The organism is Limnobacter sp. SAORIC-580 (genome assembly GCF_013004065.1).
Lineage (GTDB): Bacteria > Pseudomonadota > Gammaproteobacteria > Burkholderiales > Burkholderiaceae_B > Limnobacter > Limnobacter profundi.
Genome location: NZ_CP053084.1, coordinates 762,357 through 776,648, shown reverse-complemented (window position 1 = coordinate 776,648; position 14,292 = coordinate 762,357). Strand labels below are relative to the sequence as shown.

Here is a 14,292-nt window from a genome sequence, read left to right as displayed (position 1 = left end):
GCCGCCTGCATCATTGATTCAAGGCGAAGGCCACTTTCAAGGCCTCCACCGTTTCACGCACATCATGCACGCGCAACACAGCCGCCCCGTGTTGCGCCGCGTAGGTTGCCGCAGCCACCGAGCCGGCCGTGCGCAAAGCAGGGTCAGCTTGCCCTGTAAGCTCGGCTATCATGCGCTTGCGCGACACTCCCACCAACACCCCAGCTCCCAAAGTAGAAAACAGGGGCGTTGCCCTCAGCAAATCAATATTGTGTTGCAGTGTTTTGCCAAAACCAAAGCCAGGGTCCACAAGAATACGGCTTGCCTGCACACCCATTTGCTCAAGCGCCAGCATGCGTTGGTTCAGAAATGCCTCAACATCGTTGACCACATGGTTGTACTGGGGCGAGTTTTGCATGGTGCGCGGCTCACCTTGCATGTGCATCACTACCGCACCCGCGTTCGATTGCGCAAGCACAGCTTCCGCACCAGCATCCCGAAAACCATTTACATCATTCAGAATGTCCACACCCAAATTTACCGCACGCGCCATCACGTCGGCTTTCATGGTGTCAATCGACAACGGCACATTCCAGTTCATCAACTCTTTCAGAACGTCTGCGACGCGTGCCCATTCTTCGTCAGCATCAACACCCAGAGCACCCGGCCGGGTAGACTCCCCGCCAATGTCCAGAATTTGTGCACCCTGCTCCACTAGCTTGCGGGCATGCTCAATTGCCAGGCTGGTTTTATGGTGCTTGCCACCGTCCGAAAATGAATCGGGCGTGACATTCACGATGCCCATAATCAAAGGCTTGCCGTGCGTGTAGGTAAGCTCGAAACGACCTGCTTTCCAAGTGCGAACCATGTGCTGCCTTGCGAGTTGCTGTGCTGGTATTTTACGGCAAAGGTGAAAACCTGTTCCGCTTAGCTTGCTCAGGTGCATACCCTCTTTCGCCAGAAAACCTGAATACCCCCTTGTTATTGGTTCACCGTCCTAAGCGCACCCGCTAAACAGCGGGCGGGCTGCGCTTTCGGCCTCGCCGAGCGGACGGTGAATCAACACCAAGGGCAGGTTTTCTTGATCTGCGCTGCGAGGGTATCGCCACCTGAGCGTGAGGCCGACAACGCCGGCGACCCTCGGGGTGCGGGGTGCGGGGTGGGCAGGCTTGGGTACTGTGCCGCCTTGCCGGCTTTGCAAGGCTTCCCGGCGGCTTCGTAGCGCGGGGCGGTTCCGCTAGGAACCGATGCGAAGACGCTTAAGCGTTTCGCATGCCCCAAGCCAGAAGCATCAAGCCGGATCAGAAGCATTGCTTAGGCAAGGTGGCACAGCGCCCAAGCCTCGACCACACCAACGCCGCGCCACAATCAGAAGACTTGCTTAAGGCTTGGTGACGTAGCACCCAAGCCTCGCGAGAAGTCAACAAAAAAGCCGCTGGTCGCGAAACCAACGGCTTTCAAGTTTTAACAAACCCAGCAGGGTTTAATCTGCTTTCACACTCATCGCAGCAGGTGCAGGCTGAGGCGCAGGAGCAACCTTCTCGCCACCGCCACCACTGGAGCTTGGGCTACCACCCGTGGGTGGTGTGCTACCGCCAGTTGAGGGTGGACGCGGGTCTTTGCCATCCATAATGTCGTTAATCTGATCCGCATCAATGGTTTCCCACTCCAGCAAAGCCTTGGCCATGGTGTGAACCTTGTCACGGTTCTGATCCAGAATATCCCAAGCCACTTTATACTGGGAATCAATGATCTTGCGAATTTCAGCATCCACCATTTGCATGGTCTGCTCGCTCATGTGCGTGGTCTTGGTCACTGAACGGCCCAGGAACACCTCACCTTCGTTCTCTGCATACACCATGGGGCCAAGAGCCTCGGTCATGCCGTAACGGGTCACCATATCGCGGGCAATGGCTGTTGCGCGCTCAAAGTCATTCGATGCACCCGTGGTCATCTGGTTCATGAAAATTTCTTCAGCAATACGACCACCAAACAACACGGCGATGGTACACAGCATGCGTTCTTTGTCCATGCTGTAACGGTCGCCTTCCGGCAACTGCATGGTCACGCCCAAGGCACGGCCACGCGGAATGATCGTTACCTTGTGCACCGGGTCGGTTTTTGTCATCAATTTGGCAACCACAGCGTGGCCCGACTCGTGGTAGGCCGTGTTGCGGCGCTCCTCTTCGGGCATCACCATGCTGCGGCGCTCGGCACCCATGATGATCTTGTCTTTGGCTTTTTCAAAGTCGTTCATTTCAACCACACGGCCATTGCGGCGTGCGGCAAACAAAGCGGCTTCATTCACCAGGTTGGCCAAATCAGCACCCGAGAAACCGGGGCAACCACGGGCCAGTACAGATGCATCCACGTCTGGCGACATTGGGATTTTGCGCATGTGCACTTTCAGAATTTGTTCACGGCCACGGATATCGGGCAGGCTAACAACCACTTGGCGGTCAAAACGGCCTGGACGCAGCAAGGCTGGGTCGAGTACATCGGGGCGGTTGGTCGCAGCAATCACGATAATGCCCTGGTTGGTATCGAAACCGTCCATTTCAACCAGCATCTGGTTCAGGGTTTGTTCGCGTTCGTCGTTACCGCCACCCAAACCTGCACCACGCTGGCGACCCACCGCATCAATTTCGTCAATGAAAATAATACAGGGAGCTTGCTTTTTGGCTTGCTCGAACATGTCGCGAACACGAGCCGCGCCCACACCCACGAACATTTCAACGAAGTCGGAACCAGAGATTGCGAAGAAAGGCACCTTGGCTTCACCTGCAATGGCTTTGGCCAGCAAGGTTTTACCCGTACCTGGTGAACCCACCATTAACACACCACGGGGAATTCGGCCACCCAGCTTCTGGAACTTGGTGGGATCTTTCAGGAATTCAACCAGCTCGTGGACGTCTTCTTTGGCTTCGTCGCAACCTGCAACGTCCGCAAAGGTAACAGGGTTGGTATTCTCATCGAGCAATTTGGCGCGGCTTTTACCAAAGCTGAATGCACCACCCTTGCCACCGCCCTGCATTTGACGCATGAAGAAGATCCACACACCAATCAGCAGCAACATGGGGAACCAGCTCACGAAAAGGCTCATCAACAGCGATGGCTCTTCTTCGGGCTTGGCGCGCACCTGCACACCGTACTTCAGCAGGTCACCGACCATCCAGATGTCGCCAGGCGAATAAACCACTCGCTCACGGTCATCGGTAGTCAGGGCGCGAACCACACGCCCTTCAACGATCACGCTCTTGATGCGTCCATTTTGCGCATCCTGCATGAACTCGGAATAGGTCATTTCGTTGGAGCGTGTTTGTTGCCCTTCAAACTGTTTGAACACAGTAAAGAGCACCAGCGCTACAACCAACCAGACTGCTGCTTTGGAAAACGAATTATTCAATGCCACTTCTCCTCGAGGACTCTGCCACCACCCTAGGGAAATGGGGGCAGGTTATCCATTTTAAACCCAAGCGAATGAAATACGCCATCACACTATTTCATGGTGTGCATTAACAATCGCAATCGCCTGGATCATGATGCTGCAAAATACCTATTTAAGACCCTTGCAAAGCAAAAAGGTTTCACGAGAACGGTCTCGTGAGGCCTTGGGTTTGCGCGGCGACACGCTTTTAAACACCTGCTTCATCTGGTGCACAATGTTGCTGTAGGAAGACCCATGAAAAATCTTCACGATCAGCGCCCCATTGGGCTTTAGGTGATTCAATGCAAAATCAATGGCCAGCTCGCACACATGCTCAATTCGGGCTGAATCGGCTGCAGCCACACCGGAAAGATTGGGCGCCATGTCGGAAACCACCAGATCCAGCTTTTCGCCACCCAAGCGCTGGTTCAGGTCTTCGAGCACGGCTTCGTCGCGAAAATCCCCTTGAATGAACTCAACACCCGCAATTGGTTCCATTGGAAGCAGATCCAGTGCGATAATACGGCCATTGATGACACCCCCGGGCCCAACCAAGGCTTCCCGAAGCACCTGCGACCAACTTCCCGGCGCGCTGCCCAGGTCGACCACCTTGATGCCTGGCTTCAACAACCCTTCTGGCTCGGCGATTTCCTTCAGTTTGAAGGCCGCACGGGCGCGATAACCCGCATTCGTGGCCATTTTCACGTATGGGTCGTTGATGTGGTCATGCAACCAGTTTTTATTGAGTTTCTTCTTTTTAGCCACCGATTACCCAACCGAGTGAAAAATTAATATGACGGACACCGCAGCTGTAACCCTGACACCCGCCGAGAAAAAGGCGCTTAAAGCCCAGGCCCATGCATTGGATCCGGTAGTTTTGATTGGCGACAAGGGCTTAACACCCAATGTGGTCAAAGAAATCGACATGAACCTGAATGCACATGGTCTGATCAAGGTACGCGTGGCTGGCGACGACCGGGAAGCCCGCCTTGAATATGCGCAAGCCATTTGCGATGAAACTGGCGCAGCCTTGGTTCAACACATTGGCAAGTTGCTGGTGTTGTTCCGCCCCAAAGCAGAAGACTCCGAAAAAGCCAAGGCAAAAAGCCGACCAAAACCCAAAGGTCCACGCCAAACCAAGCGTCAGTTTGTTTCCAAAGACTAACTCAAGCCTTTGGAATCGAGGCTGGCTTATTGTCCTTTGTGACACCAAACCGGTTCAAGCCCCACACCAGCGCACCAATCATCTTGACGGAATACAGCACGCTTGAAATGGCGTGCATGTTGCCGAACTGGCTACGCATGGCCGCAAGCTCGTCTCCTTGCAAACCCGCCATGGCTTCACGCAAGGTATTCATATGGGGCTGAAGCCAGGCAAGCTCAACCACGCTGACCCCCAAAATAACGGCCATCAAGGCATTCAGCCGCAAACTTGCGCGCAATTCGCCAGCAAAATTTGACAAGGTTAACAACACAGCGCTGCTCACCAGGGAATACAAAGCCAACATGTAAAACAATCGGCCTGCCACCAAACCCGCTTCAGGGCGTGGCAACCATTTGAACAAGCCCGGCGCAACCAGAATGGCCATGAACCACAAAGCCCCGAGCCAAATTGCCCAGAACGCCAGTTCCGCACCCCGAAAACCGCGCCAAGTCATTGTTATTGCACCCCTTTAACAAAAACCATCAAATGTATTTTACTTCCAGCACTTCGTATTCGCGCAAACCGCCTGGTGCCTGAACATGGGCCACATCACCTTCATACTTGCCAATCAAGGCACGCGCAATCGGGCTGGAAATGGAAATCAGGCCAGCTTTGATGTCGGCCTCATCGTCGCCCACAATTTGGTATTCAACTGTGGCGCCGGCTTCAATGTCCTCCAGCTTCACAGTCGCGCCAAACACCACGCGGCCTTCCGCATCTACGTTCGTGGGGTCGATGATCTGTGCATTGCTCATCTTGCCTTCAATTTCCTTAATACGCCCTTCGATAAAACCCTGCTTTTCCTTGGCTGCATCGTATTCGGCATTCTCCGACAAATCGCCCTGCGCGCGCGCCTCGGAAATGGCATTGATCACCGCTGGGCGATCAATGGTTTTCAGGCGATGCAATTCTTGTTTCAGCTTTTCAGCGCCCTTGACGGTCAATGGGATAGTGGCCATAAATTCAGTTGTTCCTGCAAATGGAAAGCCGCCTGATAGCAAACATTGCTATGAGACGGCTTAAAGGTTCAGACAGGCAGATTAAGCGGAGAGTTCCGCATGCAGGCTTTGAACGCTGTAAACGTCCATTGCGCCGAGGTGTTTCATGCCCTCGACTGAAGCCAGTGCACCTGCCATGGTTGTGAAGATCGTAACACGAGAACTCAGTGAAGTGGTTCTAATGTAACGGCTGTCGTTAATCGCGCTTCGGCGCTCTTCAACCGTGTTCACCACCAACTGCACTTCTCCGTTTTTCAGCATGTCGACAATGTTCGGGCGGCCTTCAAGCACCTTGTTCACCACGGTGCATTCAATGCCACCTTCAGCAATGGCCGCTGCCGTGCCTCGCGTTGCAATAATCTTGAAGCCCAGATCAACCAGGCCTTTGGCCAGTTTCACGGTGTGCTTCTTGTCTTCGGTTTTCACGCTGATGAAAGCGGTGCCACCTTCAGGCAACTTGACCGACGCGGCCAGCTGCGACTTCACAAACGCCTCACCGAAAGTGCGGCCAACGCCCATGACCTCGCCCGTGGACTTCATTTCAGGGCCAAGAATAGTGTCAACCCCGGGGAATTTCACAAAGGGAAACACGGCTTCTTTTACCGAGAAATATTTCGGTACGGGAATTTCCGTCACGCCCTGGGCCGCGAAGGTTTGGCCGGCCATACAGCGCGCGGCAATCTTGGCCAACTGCTTGCCAGTGGCCTTGGACACATAAGGCACAGTGCGCGAGGCGCGTGGGTTCACTTCCAGCACATACACAGTGTCGTTTTGAATCGCGAACTGCACGTTCATCAAACCGATCACGTTCAAGGCTTTGGCCATGAGTTCGGATTGACGCTTCAATTCATTGACCATATCAGCAGACAAGCTGTAGGGGGGCAGGCAACAGGCTGAGTCGCCACTGTGCACGCCCGCTTGCTCAATGTGCTCCATCACGCCGCCGATCATCACGGTTTGGCCATCGCACAAGGCGTCTACGTCCACCTCAATCGCATCGTTCAGGAAGCGGTCGAGCAGCACAGGGCTGTCGTTGCTCACTTTCACGGCCTCGCGCATGTAGCGCTCAAGGTCTTTCTGCTCATGCACAATTTCCATGGCGCGGCCACCCAGCACGTAGCTTGGGCGCACCACCAGTGGGTAACCAATTTCCTGGGCATGTGCAATGGCCTCGGCTTCAGTGCGTGCAGTGCGGTTAGGCGGCTGGCGCAGGTTCAGCTTGGTCAGCAGCTTCTGGAAGCGCTCGCGGTCTTCGGCGATGTCGATGCTTTCAGGGCTGGTACCGATAATGGGTACACCATTGGCTTCGAGTGACTTCGCCAATTTCAATGGCGTTTGACCACCGTACTGAACAATCACACCCACGGGCTTTTCAATGGCAACAATTTCAAGCACGTCTTCAAGCGTCAATGGCTCGAAGTACAGGCGATCGGAAGTGTCGTAATCGGTAGAAACCGTTTCAGGGTTGCAGTTGACCATGATGGTTTCATAGCCGTCTTCGCGCAGTGCCATGGCGGCATGCACGCAGCAGTAATCAAACTCAATACCCTGACCAATTCGGTTGGGGCCACCGCCCAGCACCATGATCTTTTTCTTGTCAGTGGGCGCGGCTTCGCATTCCTCTTCGTAGGTGGAATACATATAAGCGGTGCCGGTCTTGAATTCGGCAGCGCAAGTGTCTACGCGCTTGTACACAGGGCGAACATTGTGCTGGTGGCGAAGCTTGCGGATTTCAGCTTCCGACACATCCAGCAAATAAGCCAAGCGACGATCAGAGAAGCCCTTGCGTTTGAGTAAGCGCAACACTGGCTCGGAAAGATCCGCCAGCGTTTTGGTTTCCAGCTCTAGTTCCGTGTCCACGATGTCTTGAATTTGAATCAGGAACCAACGATCAATTTTGGTCAACTGGTGTACTTCTTCCAGGCTAAAGCCTTGGGCAAACGCATCGCCCACATAAAAAATTCGCTCGGGGCCGGGTTCACCCAATTCACGTTCGATCACTTCGCGATCGGTTGTTTTCTGATTCAAACCATCCACGCCAACTTCCAGGCCACGCAGGGCTTTCTGGAAACTTTCCTGAAAGGTGCGGCCCATGGCCATCACTTCGCCCACACTCTTCATCTGTGTGGTCAGGCGGTCGTCGGCTGTGGGGAACTTTTCGAATGCAAAACGTGGAATCTTGGTGACCACGTAGTCGATGGAAGGCTCGAACGACGCGGGGGTCAAGCCGCCGGTGATGTCGTTTTTCAATTCATCAAGGGTGTAACCCACAGACAGCTTGGCTGCCACTTTGGCAATCGGGAAGCCCGTGGCTTTGGATGCCAAAGCCGATGAACGCGATACACGCGGGTTCATTTCGATCACGATCATGCGTCCATTGGCCGGGTTGATCGAGAACTGAACGTTAGAACCACCGGTATCCACGCCAATTTCACGCAGAATGGCAATGGAAGCATTGCGCATCAACTGGTATTCGCGGTCAGTCAGGGTTTGTGCAGGCGCCACGGTAATGCTGTCGCCGGTGTGCACGCCCATGGGGTCCAGGTTTTCGATGGAACACACGATAATGCAGTTGTCTGCACTGTCGCGCACCACTTCCATTTCGTATTCTTTCCAGCCAATCAGGCTTTCTTCGATCAACAGTTCGTTCGTGGGGGATGCTTCCAGACCACGACGGCAAATGGTTTCGAATTCTTCAGCATTGTAGGCAATGCCACCACCGGTTCCGCCCAAAGTAAAACTGGGGCGAATAATGACCGGAAAACCGTTGCTGCCAACCTGCTTGGCGATGCTGGCCTGCACTTCAAGCGCTTCTTCCATGGAATGGGCCACACCGCTCTTCGCAGAATCCAGGCCGATGCTGGTCATGGCGTTCTTGAACTTCAAGCGGTCTTCAGCTTTTTCAATGGCTTCTTCTTTCGCGCCAATCAACTCGACATTGTATTTGGCCAGCACGCCGTGCTTGGCCAAGTCCAACGCGCAGTTCAAGGCAGTTTGACCACCCATTGTGGGCAACACGGCATCGGGGCGTTCTTTCTCGATAATGCGCTCAACAACCTGCCAGGTGATGGGTTCGATGTAAGTAACATCGGCCATTTCCGGGTCAGTCATGATGGTGGCAGGGTTGCTGTTGACCAGCACCACTTTATAGCCTTCTTCGCGAAGCGCTTTACAGGCTTGAGCACCTGAGTAGTCGAATTCGCAGGCCTGACCAATCACAATGGGGCCGGCGCCGATGATCAGGATTGTTTTTAGATCGTTACGCTTTGGCATAACTTCCCTTTAATTTTAAAAATTTCAATACGGTTCAAACAGGTTTGCACAAGAGCGTATTACGCCTTGGCTGCCTTGATGTCTGAAATAAAACGGTCGAACAGTTCTGCCAAATCGTGCGGACCTGGGCTGGCTTCCGGGTGGCCCTGGAAGCAAAAGGCTGCACGGTCAGTTCGCTCCAGGCCCTGGATAGACCCGTCGAACAAGGACACATGCGTAACGCGCAGGTTGGCAGGCAATGAATCGGCATCTACAGCAAAACCATGGTTTTGGCTGGTAATGGCCACACGCTTGGTTTTCAGGTCTTGTACCGGGTGGTTTGCCCCATGGTGGCCAAACTTCATTTTCATGGTTTTGGCACCACTGGCCAAAGCCATAAGCTGGTGGCCCAAACAAATGCCAAACACGGGCAGTTTGGTGTTGTCCAGAATATGCTTGATGGCAGAAATGGCGTAGTCGCAGGGCTCGGGGTCGCCTGGGCCATTGCTCAAGAACACGCCATCGGGGTTCAGGGCCAGTACTTTCTCCACCGGGGTTTGAGCCGGCACCACTGTTACGCGGCAGCCACGCTGGGCCAGCATGCGCAAAATATTGCGCTTGGCACCATAGTCGAATGCCACCACATGATGTGGGCGCTCGCCAGTCTGGAAATGGGGCTCTTCAGCAGCCACACCCAAAGCCCATTCGCCTTCAACCCACTCATGGGCTTCTGTACAGGAAACCACCTTGGCCAAGTCCATACCAGCCAGACCAGGGAAGCCTTTGGCCAGTTCAATGGCGCGCTCAGCGCTCAAGGTTTCGCCACTGCCTTCAGTCAAAAGGCAGCCATTCTGGGCGCCCTTTTCACGAAGAATACGGGTCAGCTTGCGGGTATCAATACCAGCAATGCCAGGCACACCATGCTTTTTCAGGTAATCAGCCAAGGGCATTGTTGAACGGAAGTTGGACACCAGTTCAGGCAGGTCTTTGATGACTAGGCCAGACAAATGCAACCCGGCGGATTCTTCGTCCTGAGGGTTGGTGCCAACGTTGCCGATGTGAGGGTAAGTGAGGGTGACAATTTGGCGGCAGTAGGATGGGTCGGTGGCGATTTCTTGATAACCCGTGAGCGATGTATTGAACACCACTTCACCCACTTGCGTGGTGGGGGCGCCAAAAGAAATGCCCTCGAATACTGTGCCGTCTGCGAGCGCGAGCAAGGCGCGCGGGTGGGCGCTTGCGACTAATTTCGACAAGGGAAACTCCAATAGATGCGACAAAACACCCGGGGACAAATAACACCCGCGCAGGCTTTTTGCCTAAGAATCATTCAGCTAGCCGAGAATTATACCCGGAACAGCCGGGTTCGGCCACACCGAAGTGTGGCCTATCGAGAACTTTGAAGAACTTTCGGGGGATTAAGCAGGGCTTGAGGCCGCGATGCGTCGACCATACCAACACAACACCGCCACCGTGGCGTACATCAACAAGCCATAAACAACAACCGGAACAGCTATTTCAGCATTGCCCAGCAATGACAGCGCAATGGTCAAACCCAGTGTCGAGTTTTTCACACACATTTCAATTGACACAGTCAAACTGTCTCGGGCATTCAAGCCGCTAATTTTTCCGCCCAGCAAACCTAGGGCAACGGCAGCAAAATTTAGCGCCATCACGGGCATCCAGGCCTCGGCAAACCAGCCAGGCATGTTTTCAGACTCGCTGATTGCGATCAACACAATAATTGCAACCAGCACAAACACCGCGAATTTATTGATTGCCGGTTCAAACTTTTGTGACAACTCCGGCTTCTTGGCACGAATAAACATGCCAATACACACTGGGATAATCACGATCACCATCATGGTAAGCAGGGTTTTCAGAAATGGAAGTTCAAGCTGCGTGCCCTCGCCTACAAACATGGGCAAAGCGTAGGCCATGTAGAACGGAATGGTCACCACGGTAAGCAGGCTGGCCAGCACGGTGAGCGTAATTGACAAAGCCAGGTTGGCTTTGGCCAGGTAAGTGAGCACGTTCGAAGTAGTACCGCCGGGCATGGCTGCACTCAGCACCAGACCGGCCGCCATGACACCGCCACCGAAAATGCCACCGATTGCAAACCCCAGCAAAGGCACACCAAGCAGTTGCAACACCGTACCAACGATCACCCCTTTGGGCTGTTCTTTGATGCGTCGAAAATCTTCCACGGTCAGGCTTAAACCCATACCGATCATGATGATAAAAAGGGAAACCGGTAAACCGATCGTGATGTAGGTGTTGCCGAGCATTGTGTCTCCGAGAATATTTTTTGTTGTTCAGCTAATGTAGCCGATGCCGAACCCATGCGCTGTCAGCAAATTGACGTTTTTTCCGCCTTTTTGCACCCGACCGATCAAATAGTTCCAATCACCTTGGCGGCCATCGCCACCAGGCCGCCGCCAGTTCTCGAACGTGGTCAGCGTGCATTCGATGCCCAACGCAATCAACAGCAAACCGCCCACCACAATTTGCGCCCACATGGACTTGAGTTCACATTTTAAGCATCCCCCTGTGGCAACCGGTTTTTTATTTTGCAAACCATGGAATGAGATGCTCGCATCTGTGCTCTTATACGACTATGAGCCTTTTTCTGTCCAGCGCCGAAAGCAGATACAACCAGTGGGTCAAAGAGCATTACCGCTTTTTGATACGCAGTGCATGGGCGTTGACGGGCTCCAAGGTGCTGGCTGAAGACATTGTTCAGGATGTTTATTTTTTGGCATGGAAGCATCGCAAACAGTTAAAAGATGAATCCCTGGCGCGAGCCTGGTTGTTTCGCATCATGCGGCGCTGCGTGATCCGCCACGCACAACCAAAAACCTCGCAACTGGACGACGAAGCAAACGGCAACATTGATCAGTTCGCGCCGGACAGCGACTCCCGTATTGATTCAGTTCGGGCCTTGGCCAGAATTGCACCCATTCATCGCGAAGTGCTGGTGCTGTATTACTTCGATGACATGAGCACCATGGCCATTGCCGAGGCACTTGAAATTGCGCCAGGCACCGTGATGTCCAGACTGGCCCGTGCGCGCGACGCGTTGAAGCAAGTCATGAATCCTGCGCCTCCCGTTGATTCGTCCAACAAAATTACTACTCTTCTTCGGTCTAAAGATGGATGACCCTCGCAACACTTTTCCTGACGCATCAATCGACAGCGAGTTCGATCTGAATGCCCGTGCTGAATTGTCCCTGGCGTACCAGCCAAGCGAAGCCCCCTCGAGCCTGTACAAACGCGAACGCTATTGGCGCACGCCGCTTGTCAGCGGTTTGTTGGCACTGGGCCTGTTCGCAATGGTGGGCGGCGGGTTCTTTGCGCTTCGCCCACCGGAACTGGTCCGCGGAGCTATTGAGCATGAATATTACGAACGAACCCTGAGGGGACAGTTCATAACATCAGCTGAACTGATGCCAAAGTTTGGCTTGCCCGCCAACAAGCCAGTGCCCGGCTTCGCGCAACTGATGCGCCCTTGCGATATCGACGGAAATTTGGCGTATCACTTGACAACCTTTTTTGAGAAGGGCGGCATGGTCACCTTGTTTGCCTTTGAGGAAGGTGTTCACATTCCACAAGGCAGTGGCTGGTGGCGTGATGTGTACTGGCAGGTCAGGCACAACGCTGATGGCAAGGCAGTTGTAATGGTTGCACAGAAAGAGAAGGCGATTTCAGCCGCGAACCGTGCATTGATTGAAGCAAAAAGCAGTTAAAACAAACCAAAGGAGAACGAGATGTCAAACACAATTTCATCGAATGCCAGAAGACATGTGCTTAAGGGTACTGTCGCGGCCATGGCCATGGCGGGGCTGGCCAGCTGGACCAAACTTGGTTTTGCCGCAGACGCAAAACCCCTGCCGGGTTACGCCGACTGGAAAATTCCTGGCGACATTATCGTACATAGCAACAACACACTGGAGACCAAACGAAGCGCCTATGGCACCAGCGTTATTACACCCAACGACCAACTGTTTGTTCGCAACAATCTACCACCTCCCGATGCTGAAATCCTGAAAGATCGGGATGCCTGGGTGGTGGAAATTGACGGGGTTGCCAAACCCGCAAAATTGACACTGGCCGAACTGAAAACCATGGGGCTTGAGACAACCGCCATGGTGCTGCAGTGTTCAGGCAACGGGCGTGGATTCTTCCCGCACAAACCAAGCGGCACCCCCTGGAAAGTGGGCGCGGCTGGCTGTGTGGTGTGGAGCGGCGTACCCGTTCGCGCACTGGTTCAAGCCCACGGTGGCGTGAAAGCAGGTGCAAAATACATGACAGGAACAGGTGGTGAAAAGTTGCCAGACGGGCTGGATCCCTTGAGTGTAATTGTGGAACGATCTGTGTCGGCTGATGCCATGGAAGACGCACTATTGGCCTGGGAAATGAATGGCGAACCCATTTCCCTGGCACATGGCGGACCTTTGCGCCTGATCGTGCCGGGCTTTACCGGTGTGAACAACATCAAGTACATCAAGCGCCTGGCATTCACCGAACAGGAAACCAAGGCCAAGATCATGTCGCACGGTTACCGGATCACGCCCATCGGGGGCACGTCTGGTCCAGACCTGCCTTCGGTTCAACAGATGTCGATCAAGTCCTGGATCAACGCACCCTTGCCGGAGGATGGCGCCATCAAGGCTGGGCGCGTTCAAATCCACGGTGTGGCCTTCGGGGGTACCCATGCAGTGAAGGGTGTTGAGGTGTCCACTGACGGCGGGAAAACATGGACTGCTGCGAAGTTTGTAGGTCCAGACCTTGGCAAATATGCATGGCGCCAGTTTGTACTGGAAGCCGATTTGAAGCCGGGTGAATACCAGCTGGCCAGCCGCGCGACCGACACAAGCGGTGAAAGCCAGCCCGAAGCCCGTGTTGAAAACAAAAGTGGTTACAACAACAACAGTTGGCTGGACCATTCAATCAAAGTGAGTGTGGCATGATATCAAAGACTGTATGGATGCTCGGCCTGGTGCTGTCCTTTGCAACAGCAGCCTCGGCAGGGGAAGCAGAAGACATGGCCTTGGGTAAGAAACTTTTCACCTCTCAAGCAGTGCCTGCTTGCGCTGTGTGCCACACCTTGGCAGATGCAGGTTCTGAAGGGGCAATAGGGCCGGTACTGGATGAACTGAAACCCAGCGAAGACCAAGTGGCCAGGGCCTTGCGGGATGGCTTGGGACAAATGCCTTCTTACAAAAACAGTTTGACGGCAGAGCAGATCAAAGTGCTGTCCAAGTATGTTGCCAAGGCAGCGGCAGGCAAGTAGGTTTGCTTGCCGTCAAGGCTTGATTGTATTTTGCATCAGGTTGAGGTGATGCTCTTGAAATTCGGAGATCAAAAAGGGCTCACCTCGCTCCAGTATGAAATAACAAAATGCCTCCGCAGTTGGGGAAAGGTACTTACCA

Annotated in this window: 15 protein-coding genes; 5 read left to right on the top strand and 10 right to left on the bottom strand. The window is 53.9% G+C overall.

The window, feature by feature from the left end; translation table 11 throughout:
- Nucleotides 1-10: 10 nt before the first annotated feature.
- The 4 genes from folP to HKT17_RS03645 form a co-directional block, all read right to left on the bottom strand.
- The gene (gene folP / locus HKT17_RS03655; RefSeq protein ID WP_171097912.1) at nt 11-847 is read right to left on the bottom strand and encodes a dihydropteroate synthase; all 837 of its coding nucleotides are present in this window, start codon (nt 845-847) and stop codon (nt 11-13) included.
- 191 nt (nt 848-1,038) lie between these two features.
- Complete coding sequence (locus HKT17_RS15490) at nt 1,039-1,290, bottom strand: hypothetical protein (RefSeq protein ID WP_205882489.1); 252 nt, start codon at nt 1,288-1,290, stop codon at nt 1,039-1,041.
- Between the two features lie 172 nt (nt 1,291-1,462).
- Nucleotides 1,463-3,385: an ATP-dependent zinc metalloprotease FtsH gene (gene ftsH, locus HKT17_RS03650; protein ID WP_240965889.1), complete on the bottom strand. Its 1,923-nt coding sequence runs from the start codon at nt 3,383-3,385 to the stop codon at nt 1,463-1,465.
- Nucleotides 3,386-3,535: 150 nt separating this feature from the next.
- On the bottom strand, nt 3,536-4,171 hold the full coding sequence (locus HKT17_RS03645) for an RlmE family RNA methyltransferase (RefSeq protein WP_008250353.1): 636 nt from the start codon (nt 4,169-4,171) through the stop codon (nt 3,536-3,538).
- A 28-nt stretch (nt 4,172-4,199) separates the two neighbouring features.
- Here HKT17_RS03645 and yhbY point away from each other — a divergent pair, with 28 nt between their 5' ends.
- Nucleotides 4,200-4,571: a ribosome assembly RNA-binding protein YhbY gene (yhbY, locus tag HKT17_RS03640; protein WP_105028387.1), complete on the top strand. Its 372-nt coding sequence runs from the start codon at nt 4,200-4,202 to the stop codon at nt 4,569-4,571.
- Between the two features lies 1 nt (nt 4,572).
- Here the strand turns inward: yhbY and HKT17_RS03635 are convergent, their stop codons facing one another.
- From HKT17_RS03635 to HKT17_RS03610, 6 genes are all read right to left on the bottom strand, one after another.
- Nucleotides 4,573-5,064, bottom strand: coding sequence for a DUF4149 domain-containing protein (locus tag HKT17_RS03635; protein ID WP_105028386.1), 492 nt, complete (start codon nt 5,062-5,064; stop codon nt 4,573-4,575).
- A gap of 28 nt (nt 5,065-5,092) precedes the next feature.
- Complete coding sequence (greA, locus tag HKT17_RS03630; protein ID WP_008250341.1) at nt 5,093-5,569, bottom strand: transcription elongation factor GreA; 477 nt, start codon at nt 5,567-5,569, stop codon at nt 5,093-5,095.
- Between the two features lie 81 nt (nt 5,570-5,650).
- Entirely contained in the window at nt 5,651-8,881 is a 3,231-nt protein-coding gene (gene carB / locus HKT17_RS03625; protein WP_171097908.1) for a carbamoyl-phosphate synthase large subunit, read from the bottom strand.
- 59 nt (nt 8,882-8,940) lie between these two features.
- Nucleotides 8,941-10,116: a glutamine-hydrolyzing carbamoyl-phosphate synthase small subunit gene (gene carA, locus HKT17_RS03620; protein WP_168426903.1), complete on the bottom strand. Its 1,176-nt coding sequence runs from the start codon at nt 10,114-10,116 to the stop codon at nt 8,941-8,943.
- 162 nt (nt 10,117-10,278) lie between these two features.
- Nucleotides 10,279-11,148 carry a bile acid:sodium symporter family protein gene (locus HKT17_RS03615; protein ID WP_105028384.1) on the bottom strand — a complete coding sequence of 290 codons (870 nt, stop codon included), beginning with the start codon at nt 11,146-11,148 and terminating at the stop codon, nt 10,279-10,281.
- 27 nt (nt 11,149-11,175) lie between these two features.
- Nucleotides 11,176-11,379 carry a hypothetical protein gene (locus tag HKT17_RS03610; RefSeq protein WP_105028383.1) on the bottom strand — a complete coding sequence of 68 codons (204 nt, stop codon included), beginning with the start codon at nt 11,377-11,379 and terminating at the stop codon, nt 11,176-11,178.
- A gap of 98 nt (nt 11,380-11,477) precedes the next feature.
- Here HKT17_RS03610 and HKT17_RS03605 point away from each other — a divergent pair, with 98 nt between their 5' ends.
- From HKT17_RS03605 to sorU, 4 genes are read left to right on the top strand one after another with little or no spacing between them, the layout of a single operon-like run.
- Nucleotides 11,478-12,020 carry an RNA polymerase sigma factor gene (locus HKT17_RS03605; RefSeq protein ID WP_105028382.1) on the top strand — a complete coding sequence of 181 codons (543 nt, stop codon included), beginning with the start codon at nt 11,478-11,480 and terminating at the stop codon, nt 12,018-12,020.
- Nucleotides 12,013-12,606: a hypothetical protein gene (locus tag HKT17_RS03600; RefSeq protein ID WP_105028381.1), complete on the top strand. Its 594-nt coding sequence runs from the start codon at nt 12,013-12,015 to the stop codon at nt 12,604-12,606. The genes HKT17_RS03605 and HKT17_RS03600 overlap by 8 nt, the downstream gene beginning before the upstream one ends.
- A gap of 21 nt (nt 12,607-12,627) precedes the next feature.
- A complete protein-coding gene (sorT, locus tag HKT17_RS03595) occupies nt 12,628-13,830 on the top strand; it encodes a SorT family sulfite dehydrogenase catalytic subunit (protein WP_105028380.1) in 1,203 nt (400 codons plus the stop codon).
- Nucleotides 13,827-14,153 carry a SorU family sulfite dehydrogenase c-type cytochrome subunit gene (gene sorU, locus HKT17_RS03590; RefSeq protein ID WP_105028379.1) on the top strand — a complete coding sequence of 109 codons (327 nt, stop codon included), beginning with the start codon at nt 13,827-13,829 and terminating at the stop codon, nt 14,151-14,153. Before sorT ends, sorU begins: the two co-directional genes overlap by 4 nt.
- Nucleotides 14,154-14,292 lie beyond the last annotated feature (139 nt).